This window comes from Haloarcula sp. CBA1122 (assembly GCF_009741785.1).
Classification (GTDB): domain Archaea; phylum Halobacteriota; class Halobacteria; order Halobacteriales; family Haloarculaceae; genus Haloarcula; species Haloarcula hispanica.
On sequence record NZ_WPCB01000059.1, the window covers coordinates 1 to 20133 of the forward strand.

The window sequence follows — 20133 nt, forward strand, 5'->3', positions numbered from 1 at the left end:
TCCGGTACGAGGGCCGCTCACTCCGTTCGCGCCCCTCGCTACTCGTCGCCGAGGATACCGCGCTTCGTCATCTTCTCGGGGTCGAGCACGTCGTCGACCTCGTCCTCGTCGAGGTAGCCCTCTTCGAGGACGACCTCGCGGATGGTCTTTTCATCAGCAAGCGCCTTCTTCGCGACCTTGCTCGCCTTGTCGTAGCCGATGGCGGGGTTGAGCGCCGTCGCCAGCGCCATGCTCTGCTCGACGCGTTCGGCGCAGTGCTCGGCGTCGGCCTCCAGTTTGGCGACGAACTTCTCGCCGAACACCGCGCTGCTGTTGGCGATGAGCTTGGCCGACTGCAGGAAGTTCGAAGCCAGCACGGGCTTGTAGAGGTTCAGGTCGATCTGGCCCTCGGCAGCGCCGGCCGAGACGGCGGCGTCGTTGCCGACGACCTGCTTGTGGACCTGATTGACCGCCTCGGCGACAACGGGGTTGATCTTCCCGGGCATGATCGAGGAGCCGGGCTGGTTCTCCGGCTGGTCGATCTCGCCGAGGCCGTTGCGGGGCCCGGACGCGAGCAGTCGGAGGTCGTTGGCGATCTTGTTCAGCGAGCCGGCGACCGTCCGGAGCGCACCGTGGGCCTCGGACATCGCGTCGTGGGCGGCCTGGACCTCGAAGTGGTTGTCGGCCTCGCGGAACTCCAGGCCGGTTTCCTCGCTGATGTACGCCGCCGCTTTCGCCGGGAACTCGGGATGAGTGTTCAGGCCGGTCCCGACCGCGGTTCCGCCGAGGGCGAGTTCGGCGAGGCGACCGTGCGTGTCCTGCACCCGGGAGATTCCCTTCTCGACCTGCGTGCGGTAGCCGCCGAACTCCTGGCCCAGCGTCACCGGGGTCGCGTCCTGGAGGTGGGTTCGACCGGTCTTGACGACGTTCTCGAACTCGTCTTCCTTGGCTTCGAGTTCGTCGCGAAGCGTCTTCAGGCCGGGAATCACGTCCTTCTCGACGGCCTCCAGCGAGGCGACGTGCATCGCCGTCGGAATCACGTCGTTGCTGGACTGACCGAAGTTGACGTGGTCGTTCGGGTGGATCTCGCGGGTCCCGATGTCGCCGCCGTACAGCTCCGTGGCGCGGTTGGAGATGACCTCGTTGGCGTTCATGTTCGAGGACGTGCCTGACCCGGTCTGGAACACGTCGACGGGGAACTGGTCGTCGTGTTCGCCAGCGATGACCTCGTCGGCGGCCTCGACGATACAATCCGCCTTATCTTCCGGTATCGTTCCGAGGTCGCGGTTCGCCTGCGCGGCCGCCTTCTTGACGACGCCGAGCGCTCGGATGAACCGCCGCCCGAAAGTCACGTCGCTGATCGGGAAGTTCTCGACGGCGCGTTGCGTCTGTGCGCCCCAGTACGCGTCGGCTGGCACCTGCATTTCACCCAGACTGTCCTGCTCTGTCCGGTACTCGTCGGTCATACGTCCGGGGGGTGGTCCGCCCGGTCGTAAAACCCACCGGTACGAGTCGGGACACCACTCGGCACAGGCCTGGGGCTGCCGGGACAGTCGCTCACTGCGCACCACGGGTCCCCGGTCGGACAGCGGAGACCGTAGGGCTCAGAACCCGTGACCTGGATAAACGTGTATTATCATTCGGAAATATTAAGTAGAATCTCTCTCCACTTACCATGAGTTCGACGCCACAGAGACGTTCATGACTGATGCCCCCACAATGTCCGGTGACGGCGGTGTGTCGCTGCCGTCGTCGGCTGTCGGGGCCCGATGGGACACCGACGGACGTGACACATCGCGAACGCTCGCAGCCGGTGTACCCGCCGCGTTGCAACCGCTCGCCCGCTCGGCACGACGACGGGATGGCACACCCGTCACCGTGCGTTCCCACGCCGCCTGCTAGCCTGTGTTGGTGCGACAGGCTGGCCGGGTCGCGTGGTTCCGCGCGTGCTGGCTGGCGAGACTGTGTGACTGACGACACATCCGTCGGGACGATGGACGGCGAACTCACGTCGGCGAACCACTGAACAACCATGCGCGAGATACTCAGTAGACTCCTCGCCACCGGGGGTAGGCTCCGGTCGGCGGTATCGAGAGACGAATCGGACGGCGACCAACTGGCAACAGACGGGGGGGCGACCGTGAAGACGACCCGGGGCGACTCGCTCCGGAACTCACTGCCGGTCGAGTGGGAACTCGTCGAATCCGCCCCGTTCTGGCTCCCACCAGTCCTGTTTGCGGGCTTTTTCGTCTACGGCGCTATCGCCTGGAACTTCCTCCTGTCGCTGACCGATTACAACGGCCTCGGCGGTGCACAGTACGAGACCTTCGACCTCAGTATGTACAGCCGTATGCTGAACGACGGGGCGTTCTGGCAGGCAGCACAGAACACGGTGGTGTTACTCGTCGTGTTCACCGTTCTCTGTCTGGCGCTTGGCCTGTTCGTGGCCATCCTCATCGACCAGCAGATACGCTTCGAGAACACGTTCCGAACGATATACCTGCTCCCAATGAGCCTCTCGTTCGTCGTCACAGCGACGATGTGGGCGTGGGTGTACAACGCCCGCAACGGCGTGCTCAATCAGCTCCTCCGAGTGTTCAATCTCGAAGGTGCCATCGTGGGACTACTCCGCCCGGCCGGGGTCAACGCCGAGGTCATTCAGTGGCTCTCCTGGAACACGACCGCCTTGGCGGCGGTCATCTTCGCGCTCATCTGGCAGTTCAGCGGCTACGCGATGGTCGTCTTCCTCGCCGGCCTTCGAGCAATTCCGACCGAACACTACGAGGCCGCGCGGGTCGACGGTGCGTCGACGGTTCGGATGTATGCGCGGGTAATCATCCCGCAACTCCGTGCCTCCGCGGTGTCCGCGTCGGTGGTGCTGATGGTGTTCGCGCTGAAGGCGTTCGACTTCATCTACGCGCTCCGTGGCTCACAGCCGGGGGCGAACATGGACATTCTGGCGACGATGATGTATCGGGTCGCGTTCGACAGCCTCCAGTGGGCGTACGGGTCAGCCGTCGCTATCGTGCTGTTTGCCCTCGCGCTGCTGGTCATCGGCCCGTACCTCTACAGCGAATACCGACGGGGTGAACTATGAGTATCAGAGGCGGCAATTTCATCGACGAACTCCGCAGTACAGAGAACAGTCGTATCGGCCTGTATGCCCTCCTGCTGGCGGGTATCGCCTTCTACCTCTTCCCGGTAGAGACGGCCGTGATGACGATGTTCAAGACCGAGAGCGCGTTCGCCCGGACGCTCCCGTTCGCGCCGCCGGGCACTGACGGCTTCACGCTTGAAGCGCTCAGCACCGCCTGGAACACGCTCCGGCCGGGACTTATAAACTCGCTGTTGATGGCGATCCCGGCGACGATTATGTCTGCGCTGCTTGGAAGCCTGACCGCGTACGGACTGACGACGATTAGCTGGCGCGGCCAGGTCGGCGTGGTCGTTCTCATCATCGCGGGCATCTTCATCCCCTACCAGGCCGTGCTGGTCCCGCTGGCACAGTTCTGGTTCCAGGTGTTCCCCGGACTAGTCGAGGGTTTCGTCAACACTCTCTTCGGCTTTATTACGGGCGGCAGTTGGCAGTATCCGAGCCGTAACGGCTACGTGCAGTTGCTGCAGCTGTCGGTGACCCACGCTGCGTACGGGATTCCGATCTGTACGTTGCTGTTCCGGTCGTACTACCAGAGCATCTCCGAGGAGATGATCGAGGCCGCTCGCCTCGACGGCGCGAGCGCGTTCAGCATCTACCGCAACATCATCCTCCCGCTATCGCTGCCGATGTTCGCGGTGACGCTCATCTACCAGTTCACGCAGGTGTACAACGACCTGCTGTTTGCGCTGGTGCTCATCAACGAGCCGGCCTCGCAGGTGGCGACCCAGCGCCTCGCGGCGCTCACTGGCGGGGTCGTCCAGTCGTTCAACACCACGATGGCGGGCGCCATCGTCGCAGCACTGCCGACGCTGCTCGTCTACATCGTGTTCGGCGAACAGTTCGCGAAAGGCGTCGCTGGAGAGTAATTACGGAGGTATTCACAATGGCACAACTCACACTGGACGAGGTAACGAAGACGTTCCAAGACGACGACGGCGAAATCATCGCAGTTGACGAGGTATCGGTCGACATCGAGGACGGCGAGTTCCTCTGTGTCGTCGGCCCATCGGGCTGTGGGAAATCGACGACCCTGCGGATGATCGCTGGGCTCGAAGACATCACGCGCGGCGAGATCCGGCTGGACGGCCAGATAATCAACGACCAGCCGCCGGCCCGCCGGAACGTGGCGATGGTGTTCCAGTCCTACGCCCTGTACCCGCACATGACCGTGCGGGAGAACATGGCGTTCGGGCTGGAGGAATCGACGGACATGCCCGACGACGAGATCAACGAGCGCGTCGAGAAGGCGTGCAAGGACATGGACATCTTCGAACTCATCGACCGCAAGCCCGGCGAACTCTCCGGCGGCCAGCAACAGCGCGTGGCGCTCGGCCGCGCTATCGTCCGGGACCCCGAAGTGTTCCTGATGGACGAGCCGCTGGCGAACCTCGACGCGAAGCTCAAAGCGGAGATGCGGACGGAACTCCAGGAGCTCCAGCAGGATCTCGACGTCACCACTGTCTACGTCACCCACGACCAGACGGAGGCGATGACGATGAGCGACCGTATCGCCATTCTCAACGACGGCGTCCTCCAGCAGTGTGCGACGCCGCTCGAGTGTTACCACGAGCCGAACAACCTCTTCGTCGCCGGCTTCATCGGCGAGCCGTCGATGAACTTCTTCCCGACGACTCTGGAGGGGTCGACGCTACGGGGCGAGTGGTTCGAGTACGAACTCAGCGACGAGACGGTCGCCGAAGTCGAGGGGACGACCGACATCACGCTCGGCATCAGACCCGAAGACATCGAGTTCGTCCAGACTGACACCGGCCCGAACGTGTTCGATTCCACGGTCAACGTCGTCGAGCCACGCGGGAACGAGAACACGGCCCACCTGCAGTTCGACGAGTCGATGGACGACCAGTTCATCGCGACGGTCGGCGGCATGAAACAGCTCAAGGCTGGACAGCGCGTCAAAGTCCGGTTCCCCGAGAACGCGATTCACCTCTTCGACACGGCCAGCGGTGAAGCCATCCGGAACCGCACGCTCGACGAGATCGAAACGGTCGAGTCGGTCGTCTGAGCTGAAATCGTCCGCGGTCGTTTTTAGTGCGCTATTGGTCAGTCGTGGGTTTTCGCTGTCACGCCCAGCGGTCTAGCCCCGTCTGGACGACCGACTCGTCGATGCGCTCGAACCCGCGAGCGACCTCGTCGGCGTCGACCTCCCACTTATCGGTGACGAACGCGCGGGCGGCGTCGACGTCCGGCTCGATGCTGTCCGGAATCTCGTAGTCGTTGGTGACTTCGGGGTCGAGAAACAGGCTCCGGATGCGGTCGGCGTGGTCGATGTGTTCGTCCCGGGCTTCGAGAACGGCGTAGAGGTCGCCATGCTCGTGGAGTTCCGTCACGGCGGTCTTGGGACCGATGCCGGAGATCCCCTCGTTGAAGTCCGTCCCCATCAGGATGGCGGCGTCGACCAGTTGCTCCCAGGTGAGGTCGTGCTGTTCGAGTGTCGCCTCGAAGTCCATCAGCTCGGGGTCGCCCTTCGACGTAATCTGGCGGAGCGTCATCGGCGCACCGAACAGGAGCGCGTCATAGTCCTCCGTCCCGACGTAGTCCACGTCGCCCCGCCGGGCCATCACCGACGCCTGCCCTTCGCCTTCAGCGGGGGCGTCGACGATAGGTACGTCGAGCAGTTCCAGCAGGTCCCGCGTCGTGTCGACGATGGTATCGGTCAGCCGCTGCGTGCGGGAGTCAAGCTTGGCGACGCGGGTGCTGTCACCCGCTTCCCGGGCTACCTCCAGTTCGGACTCGTACTTCTCGCGTTGCTCGCGGCGTTTCTCGACCTCGTCGTCTTTGAGGTCCGTGACCGCGCCGTCGAAGACGAACACCGGCGTGAGGTCGTGTTCAAAGAACTTCGGTAGCCCCTGGATGACGCCGATGAGGTTCGCCACTTCCTCGCCGTCACTGGTGGTGTACTTCGACTCGCTGGTGAACTTCACCGTCGTCGTCAGATAGCGATAGAGCCAGTTGTGGGCGTCTACGGCGACGACGCTCCCGCCGAGGTCGCCGAACGACACGTCCGACAGCGCCGCGAGCGACCGTAAATCAGCGTTTCCCATTGGCAGGCCTTTGGCCGACAGCCGCTTGAATCTCTCGGAGATGGGACGACTCTACAGGCCAGTCGACTCGATCGGGCCGATCAGCCTGATGTGGTTGTCCGTCCGGACGGCGGTTCGGCCCAGTCGTCGAGGACCGACGGCGGGTCGGCGTCGGCCTTCGCCGCGAGAAACGACTCTTCCTCTGGCGAGAGATCGCGCTCCCGAAACAGGTCCAGACCGGCCTGATACCGTTCGGTACTGCGGTCGCCCGGCCAGACGAGGTCAAGTTCGGCCATCCCCGACTCCGCGCCGCTGAAGCAAAACCCGGCCCGGTAGGCGGCCTGGTAGGAAAACGGATTGTTGACGCCGATGGACACGCGCTCGAAGTCCCGCTCCGTAGCGCGGTCCCGAACGAACCGGAGGAGGCGGGCACCGAGCCGGTCGCCCTGCCGGTCCTGCCGAACGGTGATATACCGGACACAGAGCGTGTCGGGGTCGGTCCGGTCGGCGTCGAACGCGGCCGCGGCCACCACGCCATCGTCCCCGACGACGGCCTTCCCGGTCGAGGTCATCACGAACTTGCCCGCGTACGCGAACTGCTCGTGATCTAGCCGGAGCCGGTGGCCGTCCTCGGGCCAGCCGAGCAGCGTGAACTCCATACACCGACACTGGGGCCGCCCACTGTAATCAGTGCTGGTCCCTGTTTTAAGGCATCAACCGCCGTCGTCGAATCCGGGAGAGCGAAGTGCCCGGAGCCGGAACTACCTGTATGAGCGTCTCGACGGTGGGGAACGGTCGTATCGAACTGTCCGCCCGGACGGCGCTGGTGGCCGTCGGCGACCTGCTGGCGATTGCCCTGTTCGTCGGTATCGGTGAGCTGACCCACGGCATCAATCCGATACTGAGCCCGGCTCGATTCGCTGGGACGCTGACGCCATTTTACGTCGGCTGGCTCCTCGTCGCCGGACTCGGAGGGCTGTACACCGCCGCGGCGACCGGAACGGTGCGGGCGGCTCTCGGCCGCACTATCGTGGGGTGGGTACTGGCAGTCGGTATCGCGCAGGGGCTCCGTTCGACGTCGGTGTTCCCCGGCAATGCGGCAGTGACGTTCGCGCTCGTCTCCGTGCTCGTCGGTGGCACACTGTTGCTGTGCTGGCGCGGTGCGATTGCAGTCGCAAAATAAGCGGCCTGTAACAGAGCTGCGGTGTCGCTGACGGACTATCGCAGGTCGGCGACTTCGAGCGATTCTGTCGACTGAATCCATGCCTGGTGGTTCTCCCGGTCGTAGATTACGAACTCTTCGTCGCCGATGTTCAGTTCTGCGTATCGTCGTTCTTGCTCGTCGGTCGCGGCGTCCGTCGTGTTGTCCGTTGCGTTCGTGCTCATTGTCTCGTTTGGGAATCGGCGTTCCGTTTTTCTCCGATTCAACGTATCTTGGCGTACCTAATAAGCACATGGACCCAGTTATCATCGGAGAAAATAGGGGGCATTACCACACGATGAATCACCTAATCCAGTTCTCAAATTCTGAAAACAGGTGAGTCGGTGGGCTCTATCCCGAGAAACAGATAACCGTCACAGCAGACATCGCATCCCGGCCGGCAAACACCGCATTCCAGCTTTGTGGTGAAATATCATATCCTGCGTACGGCTGCGGGCCAGCAACAACAGGTCGTCCCCGCCCTTATATTGTGAACCGTCCACAAGAATAGGCATATATTAATCTTTCCCCAAAATCCAACTCATAACTTATGAGTTTGTTACTCAGCGGGTACTGAATAAATTCTCAGGGGCCATTGAGTGTATTATCCCGTATTTTAGGGAAACATTCATATACTCCGCTATCGTAGACTGATTCATACTTATGACGGGATATTACGACATCATTCTTGGACTCATTCCGCTCGCCATGGCCGGCATCACCGCCTCTCTGTTCGTTGTCGGCTTCGAACTGACGACGGCGATTCCGCTGGCCTCTGTCGTAACAGTCGGCCTCATCGGCCACGCGATGTTCGTCCGTGCCCCCGTCGACCCGGTTCCAAACGACACGTCGACCCAACAGAGCCCGCAGTCGGACCCGCTACAGACTGCGGACTAGGCGCTTTCCTGTCCGTCTACTCTCCCGTTTTCGATAGATATCCGTAACCGGTCGTACAGATTGGCACCGCCGGGCAGTATAAGAGTCGGTCGCCCAAACGACGGAGTATGACGACAGATGCGACAGCGCTGTTCCTGCAGAGCGACGAAGTAGCTGACCTCGCTGAACCCACCGAGTACGTCGACGCCGTCAGAGAGGGGTATCGCCAGCGTGGCGAAGGTGCCCCGGCGACTCCCAGAACAACGCTGTTCTCGGACGAGCCCGCGGGAATGTTGACGGGCTATCTCGCGATTCTCCCCGACACCGGTGCGATGGGCGGGTACACCTACGCAGCCGGTTTCAGCGGGCAAGATGCACACTTCACGCTCCCGATTTTCGACGCCGACAGCGGTGACCCGCTTGCTGTCCTCGACGGTGCAAGCATGAACCCCCACAAGACTGGCGCGGCCGGGGCGGTCGGTGTCGACGCACTGGCCCGTCGGGACGCCAGCGACCTCGCAGTCATCGGCAGTGGCGCACAGGCTCGCGGCCAGGTCCGTGCGACGGCGACAGTCCGAGATTTCGACCGCATCGAGGTGTACTCCCCGACGGCCAGTAGCCGCGAGTCCTTCGCCGCGGAGATGAACGACGCGCTGGACCCGACAGTGGCTGCTGTCGCGTCCCCGGCCGCAGCAATCGAGGGGGCCGATGTCGTTATCACGGCGACCAGCGCGAGCGAACCGGTGTTCGACGGCGATCTACTCGAGCCGGGAACTCACGTAACCGCGATGGGCCAGTACCACCCCGAGAAGAACGAACTGGACGCGACGACGATCGAACGCGCCACGTACGTTCCGGACTTGCGCGAGCGGGTGACACAGGACGCCGGGTCGTTCATTAACGCCCTCGATGCGGGCGTCATTGACGAGGACCACGTCCACGCCGAGCTAGGTGATATCGTCGCCGGCAACGCGCCCGGGCGGCAGTCACCCGAGGAGATTACAGTCTTCGACTCCGGCGGCACAGCCATCGAAACCGTCGCCGCGGGCCACATGCTGTACGAGCGGGCGAAGGCAGAAGGCCGGGGTGAGGAGATCGATTTCGCGCCCGCGAGCAAGGCCCTGACCGGACGGTAGCGGCTGCAGGAGAATTAGAGGTACGGGCCGAGACCGAGGGCGTCTATCAGACTAATACCGGCGGCGAGTGCGCCGACGATGTAGCCGGCGATGGTTCCACCGTTCAAGAGCGGGAGTCCTGCGTGTGCGCGCCCCTTCAGCACCATCCACAGTAGTATCGCCAGGCCGACGTAGGACCCGAGCATCGCGGTCAGCGCCGGCAACGGGACGCCGAACACTGACAGTACGTCCGACGAGGCAAAAAAGGCGGCGCTGGCGACGAGTATCGACGGGATGATGGCGTCACCGAGCCCGATAAACAGCGCGTCGCGCTCTAGCGGGTCGGCGTGAACGTCAGCAGTTTCGTCTGCTTTGCCAGTCTCTGTCGCTTCGTCGGGACGCTCCGCCGGCTGGCTCCCATCCGCAACCGCCGGACCGTCCGCGTCGGCTCCGTGTTCTGTGGTCGCCGGCTCCTCGGCCGCGTCGTCCGCCGCCGTTGCGTCGTCGTCAGTCTCGTCTTCTGCTACCGAATCCGCCGCCGTTGCGTCGAGATAGGAGTACGACAGCGTCATCGGGATCACGAGGACGACGGGGACCTTGAGGTCCATGACGCCCGAGGCCAGCGTGAGCATGTGCTCAGTCCCGTAGACGCTGATCGCATCGTACACGGCGAGTACAGTCAGCAGGACGAGCGCTGGCAACACCCCGAAACTGATGCCAAACAGGCCGGCTGCGGCAGCACCCATCACCGCACCGGCGGCGTCGATGACGTACCACTCGGGATAGACCAGCAGTGCCGTCCCCAGGCCCAGCGCCAACAGGACGGCAACGACGTTGAGGCCGGCGTACGTGAGCACCGGCGGGACCAGCACCTGAAACACGTACAGGGAGAGCCAGGCCGACGAGAAGACGATGAGCCCGCGAATGAGCTGGTCAACGTCGTAGCGGAAGGCAAGCAACATAACTGCCGTTGCGACCAGAATCGCCCCGACGTACATGAGGCTGTTCGTGGGGTCAGACGGGTCTTCGACGGCCTGGTACCCAGCCGATTCGAAGGGCTGGACCAGCGCCAGCGCGCCGAGTTGGACGAACAGGAAGATACCAGCGATAAGGCCACAACCGCCGAGGATTCGCCACCGTCGCTCCATGCACACACGTCCTGCAGGAACCGGTTTGAGCGTTACGAAGCAGATGTTGACAGACGTCGGCGGTTCGGAGGGCTCTTACCGCGCGTACAGGACTGTGCCGACCAGCGCTGGGAGATGCACGCTGTCGTTCGGCGAGACAGCGAGATACGGGCGCTCGACCGGACCGAACACGTCGACGACGGAGCCAACCGTCTGGAGTTCCTCGTTGACCACGTCGGTTCCCACGGACGCGTACTCGTCGTCGGGTGCCCGGACGACGGCCAGTCCCTGTGCGACCCGCGAGACAGTGCCGATGCGTTTCATTCACGTAGCGCCTGCATGTAGGCCGCCACAGCCCCGAGCAGGTCGCTTTTCGTCGCGTCGTCCGCGTCCTTGACGACGACTCGCCCGCGGGCTTCGTACTCGCGTGGATACGTCTTGTCCCGCTCGATGACCGCGTCGTAACCGACCTGCTGGACGGCTTTAGCGATCTCGTCGACAGTCGGGTCCTCGACGGCCAGATCCAGTGACACGCGACGCCCGTCGCTGCGCGAACGGTTGGCGTCGAGTGCCGCCGGCCAGATAACGTTCTCGACCATACCGGCAGTGGCCGCCCGTGGCATATATGGGTTATCGTCACCGGCGACAGTAGACGAAATGAAAATCAGATGAAGTATATGAAGAATCAAGCTTACATACCTCTGTAATCTATCCGTCGTATATGGTAAAGAAAGGGTTACTCGCTATCGCCGCCGTGGTGCTCCTCGTGGTCTTGGGGACGGGAGTGCTTGTCGGAGCACAGTTTGCGGGCGGGACAGCGGATACGACGACACAGACAACTGACTCACAGAGCGACGACGGTAGCGGTGGCTCAACGACGACGGCGACGGCGGGCAATAGTACTACGCCAACACCGACGCCAGGAGCAAACGGGACGGCGACACCGGCCGAGACTGCGACCCCGAAACAGGAGTCGATCCCGGCACGGAAGTTCAATGAACAGAACGTCTCCGACTACGTCCGGCAGTTCCTCAACGAGGAACGCAAGGCTGCAGGTGTCCCAGCGTTCGAGTCGGGACTCCGGACCGAAGAGGATCTGAACGAGATGGCAAAGGGCCACAGCGAGCAGATGGCCGTCGAAGGGCAGGCGATCCACAAGATCGACGGTGTCTCCAGCAAAGACCGATACGAAAACACCGGGCTCTATGACCGGTGTACGTTCGACTCTGCGGAGGGTGAGTACATAGAGCAACCGGACCGAAACCGGTTCGAGGCGGTTGAGCAGACAGTCGCCGGACAAACGTACGAAGAGGACGGCAAAGAGCGGTTCCACGCCACCGACAAGGAAGTCGCCAGAAAGATCGTCGACGACTGGATGGCGTGGCCGGACTACCGCGAACGGCTCACGCTCCGCAACGCTAATCTCGTCGGCATCGGCGTGGAGATAACCGATACCGGCAACGTGTACGCGACTGCCAACATCTGCGGATAGCGGTCGGACTGGACGACCGACGCGGCAATTGTTCTGACCACCGGGCTGCTCGTGAGTGCTGTCTTGCTGCCACCGTCCTCTCTCTGTTCAGATTCTACGCTTTTCGTCCAAATGCAAGCAGCGCCGTCGCTGTCTCGTTGTTCTCTGTGGTCGGGGAATCGCTGGTGGCAGTACTCAATCCGTCTATAGCGTTCCCCGGCATGCTGCTGCCCCTCATAGCGTGGCTAAACCAGTGGCTGTTCTCCTGCCCCTCACAAGACCCTTACACAACCGGTCTCACCAGCTATCATGCATCGCCGACAGTTCCTCTCAATCTCAGCACTTTCCAGCTCTCTCTCCGGTTGTGTTGAGTGGAATTTTGACGGTACTACCGAAAACAACTCTTCAGCACCGAAGGCGACAGAAACGCCGAACGACACTGCCACTGAAACCGGGACGCCGCCTTCCGATGTATCGACACCGGAATGTTGGCCGTCGATGTGTGCCGGATCGAAACTCGTGGCAGTCCAAGTCGCAGGTGATTTTTCGGGCGACGTTGTGCTAACTGCCACCTGTCAGAACAAGGAGTTTTCAGTTCAACCAGGCGAATCAGTCCGGATCAACCGCGAGGCGGACGCTGAGGTCTGTGGAATCAGATTATATATCGACGGCAAGCACGCATTCAGTGATAGGGTTAGCAGCCACCAAAGCCTGAACCTGACAGTTGATTCGAGTGGCGAAGTGACTGAAAGATGGGTCGTTCAGTAACGGACTGACAGGCCGCTTCAGCGCGGTACTTCAATCTGACCGTGACTCCCATTCACCCTGCCGGAAATTCGTGATCTGCTGGCTGAGAATAATCTTCCGTAACCCGGCAGTTCTCGAAGGGAAAAGACGCCCAGTTACCGCGCTACTTGTCGCTGCCTTCGGAGTCGTCGCCGCCGCTCTTTTGCTCTGCCAGCCAGTCCTCGTACTCGTCCTGCGGGACGACCTCAACGGTCCCGAGCATCTGTGAGTGACCAGAGCCACAGTACTCGGCACAGTAGAGCTGGTACGTACCGGTGTTACCCGCGTTGGTTCGGAGACGGTTGTACTGGCCGGGGAACGCGTCGGATTTCAGTCCAAGTCCGGGAACGTGGAACGCGTGTAGCCAGTCAGTCGACGTAACCCGCAAGGATACGTCCTGATTAGCCGGTATCTTCATGTTCGTCGTGGTGGTCACCTCCGCCTCGCCATCCCAACTCGATTCGTTGTAGTAGAACGTCCAGCCGTACCGCTGGGCTTCGACGGTAATGAGTTCAGTGTCCTGTTCCTGTAGTTCGGCCTGGTCACCGGCCTCGGCGGTGACGTACGGGCTCGCCATCACCTGGTAGGAGGCGACCCCGACGAACAGGAGAATGATCGCCGTCGCGATGGTCCAGGTGACTTCGAGTCGGCGGTTCTCCTGCGTGGGAAGCGCCTCTTCCTGATTACGGAACCGCCAGACAGTGTAGATCAGAATCCCTTCGACGAGGACCGTAATCGGGAGAGCGACGTACAGGAGGTTCATGTTCAGCCCCCAGATGAGGCTATCCGTCGTCGAGTCCTGAATCTGTGCGGCGGCGGCCGGCTCGGCGGCGAGCGCGAGCAACGCAGCACCGAACAGAGCGACCAGACCGGCGCGTTTCCGGGTCATGGATGCGGCTTAGGATTTCGGGGATAAATAACTGCTGTCTTCGCCGCAGGCTCCCGATTTGTAGCGATAGGGCAGCGGAACGGCTCCGGACGGAGACAGCGGAATCGCGAGGTCTAAGTGGCCAGCATCGAAGGATACAATAATGGCAGAGAGCCGGACCTTCACCGGGCTGCTCGCCGCGACCGCCGTCGGCGTGTACTTGCTAGTTCTCGCCGGCGCGACGACAACGCTCACCGATGCGGCAGCAGCCTGTACTACATGGCCGCTGTGTGACGGACCGGTCGACGTGACGAACACGGCCCTGCTGGTCGCCTGGGGACACCGACTCGTCGCAGCCGCCGTCGGACTCTTCGTGGTGGCTGTGGCCGTTATCGGGCTCCGATCCAGCTGTCGCGGCCGCGTCAAGGCAGCTATCCTCCTCGGCACCGCGCTGTACCCGGTCCAGATAGCGCTCGGTGCCGTCGTCGCGACGAGCACCGAGACGGCGCTCCCCGGCGCCCACCTCGCTCTGGGGATGGGCATCTTCGGCTCGTTCGTGCTGGCTCTGGCGTGGCACCTCGAAGCTGAGACGGGCAGTGATGACGAGACCCCCGTGAAGAACCCGACACTCGCGCCGGAGCCAGCCGACGACGGTCCGGCACGGTCGCCGACGCTTTCCACCCGCGAGCGCATCGTCGAGACCGCATCAGCGTACTTCCGCCTGATGAAGCCCCGGCTGATGTGGCTCCTGTGTCTGGTCGCCGCGGCCGGGATGGCACTCGCCGCCGGGCAGACGCTCACTGTTCGGACGGTGTTGCTCACGCTCGGGGGTGGCGTCCTCTCTATCGGCGCGTCGGGGACGTTCAACCACGTTCTCGAACGGGACATCGACAAGCGCATGGACCGGACCTCGGACCGTCCCATTGCGACCCATCAGGTTCCGGTCCGGAACGCACTGACTTTCGGCCTGCTCCTGTCGCTCGCCTCGCTGTGGCTGTTCTGGCAGGTGAACGCACTCGTAGCGGTCCTCGGATTGACCGCGATTGTGTTCTACAGCGTCATCTACACGCTCGTACTGAAGCCCAACACCGTCCAGAACACCGTCATCGGCGGGGCCGCCGGCGCGCTGCCGGCGCTCATCGGCTGGGTCGCCGCTGACGGGTCGGTCGGCCTCCCGGGAATCGTCCTCGCCGTCGTCATCTTCCTCTGGACGCCAGCGCACTTCTACAATCTCGCGCTCGCGTACAAGGATGACTACGAGGCGGGCGGCTTCCCGATGATGCCGGTCGTCCGCGGCGAGACCGAGACGCGCAAGCACATCGTCTACTATCTCGGGGCGACGCTCATCGCAGCAGGTGTTCTGGGCGTGCTCACGCCGCTTGGCTGGCTGTACGCCGTCACGTCGGTGTTGCTGGGTGCAGTGTTCCTCTGGGCCGTCATCCTGCTCCACCGCGAGCAGACCGAAGCGGCGGCGTTCCGGGCGTTCCACGCGTCGAACGCCTACCTCGGGGCGGTCCTGATCGCCATCGTTGTTGATGCACTCGCACTATGAGTACCACGACAGCAACCTTCAGGGATGTAATCCCGGACACACGCTCGCTGGTGACCTGGGCAGCCGTATTGAACGCGGAGGCCATCCTCGTTCTGGGCTACGTCCTCAACACGGCCCAACCCGCAACGGACCCGTTCCTGCTGCTGTTCCCGTTCATCTGGCTCAACATCGCCGGTCTCGTTGTCCTGCGGGTACGCCCAGAACTGACAAGCCGCCGGCGAACACTCGGCAGTGCGGTTCTCGCCCTGGGCTACCTGCTCGTGCTGGGGTACGTCGGCGGCGTGTACGGCACAGGCGGTCAGGGAACTGGCCTCCGGCTGGTCACACAAGCCCCGCCCGGGTTCTCGCCGACGGTCGTGTTCAGCGGCGCAACCCTGAGCGTGGTGCTCATCCCGTGGAAGATCGCCGGCTATCTGGCGCTTTCGTACCTGGTGTTCGTGACTGCTGTCGATGCAAGTGGCGGCGCAGTGGGCGGCATCGTCGGCCTCTTTTCGTGTGTCTCCTGTGTCCTCCCGATTATCGCGTCGATACTGGGCGGGTTCGTCGGCGTCGGGGCGACGCTGTCACAGGCGGCACTGTCCCAGTCGTACGGCCTCTCGACGGTAGTGTTCATCACCTCGGTCGGACTGCTGTACGGCGTCCACCGCTTTGACGTGACGCTCGTCGGTCGGCTCCGAACGCTGGTCGACCGACCATAGAGCTTTCACGCAGACAGCCGTGAAAGCCGGTATGAGCTCTGTCGAAATCGAATACTGCGTCCCGTGTGGGTTCCGCGAGCGAGCAGTAGATGTTCAGCAGGCGATTTTATCCGGACTGGAGCGGGAACTCGACAGCGTTCGGCTCGTCATGGGCGACCACGGCGTGTTCAGAATCAGTGTCGACGACGAGACCGTCTACGACAAAGCCGAGGCCAGTGAGGAGTTCGACGTGGACGCTATCGTACGCGAGGTCCGGTCGCACGTCATGTAACAGGGTATCGTGATGTCAGTGGAATCCCGTGCCGGAGCTGCCATCGGTTTGCGAAGATCTACCGCACAACAACCTATTTATTGTTCTGCCGTGACATATTCGGCAAATGGCGACGAAAACTGAGTTCTGTGATCACTGCGAAGACACCCAACCAGTCGTCACGGACAAGCCGTGGCTTCCGGCCGTCTGTCTGAGATGTGGCCGTAACGTGTAGCCGATAGTCGCGCGAGAACGGAACTGCTTTCGGCCACCCGACCGGACGAGGGCGCATGGACGAGGTACTGGTCGCGTCGGATGTCGGGCGGCGCTACGGCGATACGGTTGCACTCGACAGCGTTTCGCTGACGGCAACCACCGGAGAGGTGCTCGCGCTGGTCGGTCCCAACGGGGCTGGCAAGACAACGCTGGTACGGGCGTTGACCGGAACGACAGACGCGACCGGCGAGGTTCGGCTGTTCGGCCAGTCGCCCAGAACGGTCGCCCGCGACCGAATCGGTCTGCTGCCACAGTCGTTTTCGCCCCACGAGCGGCTGACCGCGCGGGAGCTGCTGGAATACTACGCCGGTCTGTACGATGACACTCGCGATGTCGAAGCCGTCCTTGACGATGTCGGTCTGACCGACACTGCCAGCACGACATACGAGAACCTCTCGGGTGGCCAGCAGCGACGGGCCTGCGTCGCGACGGCGCTCATCAACGACCCGGACCTCCTTGTGCTGGACGAACCGACCACCGGCATCGACCCGGCCGGTCGGCGTGACCTCTGGCGACTGCTGGAGGGGCTTGCCGACCGCGGCGTGACGATACTCGTCACGACCCACTACATGGAGGAGGCCCAGCGGCTCGCGGACCGCGTCGGCCTCCTCGCCGACGGGACACTCATCGCACTCGACTCGCCGGACCAGCTCGTGGCCGAACACGGCGGCGACAGCCAACTCATCGTCGACGGAACCTTCGACGAGGCCGCCGTTTCAGCCATCGACTACCCGGCGGAGACAGCGATCCGGAACGGCCGGCTGGTCGTCTACGGCATCCGCCCGGAGTCCATCGGCAACATCACCGAGCAACTGGGCCAGGCGGGCATCGAGTACGACAGCCTCACCTGGAAACAGCCTGACTTAGAGGACGTGTACCTCGAACTCACCGGAACGGCTGTCGGCCAGCGCGGTGAACCGCGCCGGACAGAGCCGGCGGCAGGTGGTGTCCAATGAGCCGACTGGGGCGACTCGCATCGGAGACGCGCGCGGCGTCGCTGGCTTTCCTCCGGCGACGGACGGCCGTCTTCTTCACGTTCTTTTTCCCGGTCATCATCGTCGTCATCTTCGGTGTGCTGGTCCAGACCCAGCCTGGCGGCGGCGGCCTGTTCACGGAACCGCCGAGCTTCTACGCGCCGGGCTATCTGGCCGTCGTCGTCCTGTTTACGCCACTCTCCCGCGTCGGTAGCGAGGTGGCGCGGCATCGGGACGGCAACCGCTTCGAGAAACTGGCGACGACGCCGCTGACCCGAACTGAGTGGCTGCTCGCTCAGACGCTCGTCAACGTCGTCATCATCGGCATCGCCGGCCTCATCATACTCGGCATGATGGTGTGGCTGACCGGCGCGACCATCCGCCCCTCTGTGCTCCTACTCCCCTTTGTCGGCCTCGGCGTCGCGCTGTTCTGTGCCGTCGGTGCGATGCTGGGCAGCCTTGCGGACTCACAGGACGGCGTCATCGCGGCGAGCAACGGCCTCGCGCTCCCGCTGCTCTTCCTCTCGGAGACGTTCGTCCCACAGACCCTCCTGCCCGCGTGGCTCCCGACCTGGCTCTCGCCGCTGACGTACTTCTCGCGTGGCGTCCGTGCGGCGACAACCGGAACCGGTGAAGCACTCGCCCCACTCGCCGTTCTCACAGTCTGTGCCGTCGTCGGCTTTGCCGTCGGCGCGCGGCTCCTCCCGCGGACGGACTGAGCACCGACGGGGCCTTTTACAAGCGTGCGACCGACGACAGCAGACTGGACAGCTCCGCTTCAGTCGCGTTCCCCGATTCGATAGCGTCTTGCGGGTCACGGCCCATCTCTTGGACAGTTTCGATGGCGCGGTCGGGGCCGTAGTCGTAATGATACACCAGCCACGCGGCGAGTACCTGTCCGGTGCGGCCGATGCCGGCCAGGCAATGAACGACGACCCGCTCTTCTGTCTCACAGGCGTCAACCAGGAACGGCAGAATATCGTCGTGGAGGCGGTCTTGGGGGATGAGTTGGTGGTCGGGAACCGGTACGTGGCGGACTGATGACGCTCCGAAGGCCTCCCGATAGCGCTGGATGTTGGCCCCAGCGTCGTCGAGCTGTTGTCCGGGAAGCAGACAGCAGACCCGCTCGATGTCGTGTGCCTGCATATGTGCGATCCAATCGTCGAGAGCGTCCTGATGCGTGGCGGCCGAATGCCAGCCCGGCGCACAGGACCCGTAGACGTACTCTTCGTTGGAGGCTGCAGGCGCGAAGCGGTGTGGATTCACGATGGGCATAGCACCCGTTACCCTGCCTATCCTACCGATACCCTTCACTCTACCCACCCAATTCTCAGCTGTGATTCTCTGAATAGAACACTGTCTCCGCCAGACTGCTTTCCAGCTCCGACCAGTTTCAGTGGCCACGTTTATACTGTCAGTTCCCCCTACGTCGAGACATGGTGACGTTTCTCGCCGGCGGGACGGGAACGCCGAAGCTCCTCGCCGGTGCCGACGACGTGTTTTCGCCGGCGGCGACGACTGTCGTCGCCAACACCGGCGACGATATCGAACTGGGAGGCCATCTCGTGTGCCCGGACCTCGATACCGTCCTGTTTCTCGACGGTGAGGTCCTCGACCGGGAGACCTGGTGGGGTATCGCCGACGACACCGCCGAGACACACAGTGAACTGACGCGGCTCGCCGACGCCGCCGGGCTGGATAGTGGTCCTCGATACCTCCCCGACGACGCGCAGACTGAGGGCCGAAGTATTGCCCGCTGGCGCCGCTTCTCCGGCGTTGCGGAGTTCATGCACATCGGCGACCGGGACCGCGCGGTCCACGTCACGCGCACCTCGCTCCTAGACGAGGGCCAATCACTCACAGCCGTGACGCGGACGCTCGCCGACGCGTTCGGGTTGGACCGGACACTGTTACCGATGAGCGACGACCCGGTCGCTTCCATCATCCACACGCCGAGCGGTCCGATGCACTTTCAGGAGTGGTGGGTCGGTCGGAACGGGGAGCCGCCGGTCGAAGATGTTGAGTTCAGGGGCGCAGAACGGGCCAGCGCGACGGATGCCGTCCTGACCGCACTTGACGATACGGTTGTCATCGGCCCGTCGAACCCCGTGACCTCGCTCGGGCCGATGCTCGCCATCGATGAGTTCGAGCAGGCGCTACACGAGACAACGGTCGTCGCCGTCTCGCCGTTCATCGAGGACACGGTGTTTTCCGGGCCGGCGGCGGACCTGATGGCCGGCGTCGGGCTGGAGCCCAGCACTGGCGGCGTGGCCGAGGCGTACCCCTTCGCTGACGCGTTCGTACTGGACGACGACGATTCCACGCTGCTCGACGTGCCGGTCGTCAGAACCGATACGACCCTCGACGACGCGGCCGACGCTGAACGGGTGAACCGTGCCGTCGAAACAGCTCTCTCGGAGGTGGCCTGATGTTCGAGCCGCGACTCGCCCTCGCGAGTCTGAGCGGCGAGGCCGACGCGTCGTGGGCCCGCACGGTCGAGTCCCACGTCGGGTGTGCGTTCCTCGGCGGTATCGCGCTCGACGACCGGACCCGCGAGGCCGCCCGAGCGATGACGGACCGCGACCGCTCCGAGTTCCTGCCCGATGACCCGGTCGCGTTCGTCGACGACCAGCTCGGCGCGCTTGCGGACGCACCACTGCGCCCGGCGTTCACGTCCGGAGCGCGACGCTTGGCCCCGTCGAGCGTGTCGCCGCCGTCTGTCAGCGCCACGACGCCATCATCGAGATCAACGCCCACTGTCG

22 protein-coding genes and 1 pseudogene are annotated in these 20133 nt (G+C 63.3%); 14 read left to right on the plus strand and 9 right to left on the minus strand.

The annotated features are described in order from the left end of the window. Positions 1–38: 38 nt before the first annotated feature. A complete protein-coding gene (locus tag GJ630_RS17005) occupies positions 39–1445 on the minus strand; it encodes a class II fumarate hydratase (RefSeq protein ID WP_191450443.1) in 1407 nt (468 codons plus the stop codon). A 566-nt stretch (positions 1446–2011) separates the two neighbouring features. Between GJ630_RS17005 and GJ630_RS17010 the strand changes: the two genes are divergently transcribed. The 3 genes from GJ630_RS17010 to GJ630_RS17020 are packed head-to-tail and all read left to right on the plus strand — an operon-like array spanning position 2012 to position 5159. Continuing rightward, positions 2012–3076: a carbohydrate ABC transporter permease gene (locus GJ630_RS17010; protein WP_014039730.1), complete on the plus strand. Its 1065-nt coding sequence runs from the start codon at positions 2012–2014 to the stop codon at positions 3074–3076. Further along, on the plus strand, positions 3073–4002 hold the full coding sequence (locus GJ630_RS17015; protein WP_014039731.1) for a carbohydrate ABC transporter permease: 930 nt from the start codon (positions 3073–3075) through the stop codon (positions 4000–4002). The genes GJ630_RS17010 and GJ630_RS17015 overlap by 4 nt, the downstream gene beginning before the upstream one ends. 17 nt (positions 4003–4019) lie before the next feature. After that, entirely contained in the window at positions 4020–5159 is a 1140-nt protein-coding gene (locus tag GJ630_RS17020) for an ABC transporter ATP-binding protein (RefSeq protein WP_050006913.1), read from the plus strand. A gap of 58 nt (positions 5160–5217) precedes the next feature. Here the strand turns inward: GJ630_RS17020 and fen are convergent, their stop codons facing one another. Next, positions 5218–6198: a flap endonuclease-1 gene (gene fen / locus GJ630_RS17025; RefSeq protein WP_191450445.1), complete on the minus strand. Its 981-nt coding sequence runs from the start codon at positions 6196–6198 to the stop codon at positions 5218–5220. An 80-nt stretch (positions 6199–6278) separates the two neighbouring features. Next, a complete protein-coding gene (locus GJ630_RS17030; protein WP_064288313.1) occupies positions 6279–6836 on the minus strand; it encodes a GNAT family N-acetyltransferase in 558 nt (185 codons plus the stop codon). 110 nt (positions 6837–6946) lie between these two features. Here GJ630_RS17030 and GJ630_RS17035 point away from each other — a divergent pair, with 110 nt between their 5' ends. Continuing rightward, positions 6947–7360, plus strand: a complete 414-nt coding sequence (locus GJ630_RS17035) for a DUF3054 domain-containing protein (RefSeq protein WP_191450447.1) — start codon at positions 6947–6949, stop codon at positions 7358–7360. 35 nt (positions 7361–7395) lie between these two features. On the opposite strand, the gene GJ630_RS19690 is transcribed toward GJ630_RS17035, so the two are convergent. Then, positions 7396–7563, minus strand: coding sequence for a hypothetical protein (locus tag GJ630_RS19690; protein ID WP_014039736.1), 168 nt, complete (start codon positions 7561–7563; stop codon positions 7396–7398). A 478-nt stretch (positions 7564–8041) separates the two neighbouring features. On the opposite strand from GJ630_RS19690, the gene GJ630_RS17040 reads away from it, so the two are divergent. Then, entirely contained in the window at positions 8042–8275 is a 234-nt protein-coding gene (locus GJ630_RS17040) for a hypothetical protein (protein WP_014039737.1), read from the plus strand. 107 nt (positions 8276–8382) lie between these two features. After that, the gene (locus tag GJ630_RS17045; RefSeq protein ID WP_014039738.1) at positions 8383–9390 is read left to right on the plus strand and encodes an ornithine cyclodeaminase family protein; all 1008 of its coding nucleotides are present in this window, start codon (positions 8383–8385) and stop codon (positions 9388–9390) included. 14 nt (positions 9391–9404) lie between these two features. On the opposite strand, the gene GJ630_RS17050 is transcribed toward GJ630_RS17045, so the two are convergent. The 3 genes from GJ630_RS17050 to srp19 all read right to left on the minus strand — a co-directional run bounded on the left by GJ630_RS17050 (position 9405) and on the right by srp19 (position 11095). After that, entirely contained in the window at positions 9405–10517 is a 1113-nt protein-coding gene (locus tag GJ630_RS17050) for a presenilin family intramembrane aspartyl protease PSH (RefSeq protein WP_064288315.1), read from the minus strand. A gap of 75 nt (positions 10518–10592) precedes the next feature. Next, entirely contained in the window at positions 10593–10820 is a 228-nt protein-coding gene (locus GJ630_RS17055; protein WP_050037665.1) for an H/ACA ribonucleoprotein complex subunit GAR1, read from the minus strand. After that, positions 10817–11095, minus strand: a complete 279-nt coding sequence (gene srp19, locus GJ630_RS17060) for a signal recognition particle subunit SRP19 (protein WP_004593581.1) — start codon at positions 11093–11095, stop codon at positions 10817–10819. Before srp19 ends, GJ630_RS17055 begins: the two co-directional genes overlap by 4 nt. 122 nt (positions 11096–11217) lie before the next feature. Between srp19 and GJ630_RS17065 the strand changes: the two genes are divergently transcribed. Next, positions 11218–11988, plus strand: a complete 771-nt coding sequence (locus GJ630_RS17065) for a CAP domain-containing protein (protein ID WP_014039742.1) — start codon at positions 11218–11220, stop codon at positions 11986–11988. Between the two features lie 889 nt (positions 11989–12877). Here the strand turns inward: GJ630_RS17065 and coxB are convergent. Further along, a complete protein-coding gene (coxB, locus tag GJ630_RS17070) occupies positions 12878–13642 on the minus strand; it encodes a cytochrome c oxidase subunit II (RefSeq protein WP_050037666.1) in 765 nt (254 codons plus the stop codon). Positions 13643–13784: 142 nt separating this feature from the next. On the opposite strand from coxB, the gene GJ630_RS17075 reads away from it, so the two are divergent. The 5 genes from GJ630_RS17075 to GJ630_RS17095 all read left to right on the plus strand — a co-directional run bounded on the left by GJ630_RS17075 (position 13785) and on the right by GJ630_RS17095 (position 18090). After that, positions 13785–15173, plus strand: coding sequence for a heme o synthase (locus GJ630_RS17075; protein WP_050037667.1), 1389 nt, complete (start codon positions 13785–13787; stop codon positions 15171–15173). Beyond that, on the plus strand, positions 15170–15871 hold the full coding sequence (locus GJ630_RS17080) for a hypothetical protein (RefSeq protein ID WP_050037668.1): 702 nt from the start codon (positions 15170–15172) through the stop codon (positions 15869–15871). The genes GJ630_RS17075 and GJ630_RS17080 overlap by 4 nt, the downstream gene beginning before the upstream one ends. A 31-nt stretch (positions 15872–15902) precedes the next feature. Further along, positions 15903–16142: a SelT/SelW/SelH family protein gene (locus tag GJ630_RS17085; protein ID WP_050006922.1), complete on the plus strand. Its 240-nt coding sequence runs from the start codon at positions 15903–15905 to the stop codon at positions 16140–16142. A gap of 269 nt (positions 16143–16411) precedes the next feature. Beyond that, positions 16412–17353 carry an ABC transporter ATP-binding protein gene (locus tag GJ630_RS17090; RefSeq protein ID WP_050006910.1) on the plus strand — a complete coding sequence of 314 codons (942 nt, stop codon included), beginning with the start codon at positions 16412–16414 and terminating at the stop codon, positions 17351–17353. Beyond that, positions 17350–18090, plus strand: a complete 741-nt coding sequence (locus GJ630_RS17095; protein WP_014039748.1) for an ABC transporter permease — start codon at positions 17350–17352, stop codon at positions 18088–18090. Before GJ630_RS17090 ends, GJ630_RS17095 begins: the two co-directional genes overlap by 4 nt. A 16-nt stretch (positions 18091–18106) precedes the next feature. Here the strand turns inward: GJ630_RS17095 and GJ630_RS17100 are convergent, their stop codons facing one another. Further along, a complete protein-coding gene (locus tag GJ630_RS17100; protein ID WP_023843156.1) occupies positions 18107–18646 on the minus strand; it encodes a dual specificity protein phosphatase family protein in 540 nt (179 codons plus the stop codon). A gap of 161 nt (positions 18647–18807) precedes the next feature. Between GJ630_RS17100 and cofD the strand changes: the two genes are divergently transcribed. Beyond that, on the plus strand, positions 18808–19800 hold the full coding sequence (gene cofD / locus GJ630_RS17105) for a 2-phospho-L-lactate transferase (protein WP_050037672.1): 993 nt from the start codon (positions 18808–18810) through the stop codon (positions 19798–19800). After that, positions 19800–20133 (plus strand): annotated as a pseudogene (locus GJ630_RS17110) (dihydropyrimidine dehydrogenase); the annotation flags it as partial. The gene cofD and the pseudogene GJ630_RS17110, both read left to right, overlap by 1 nt.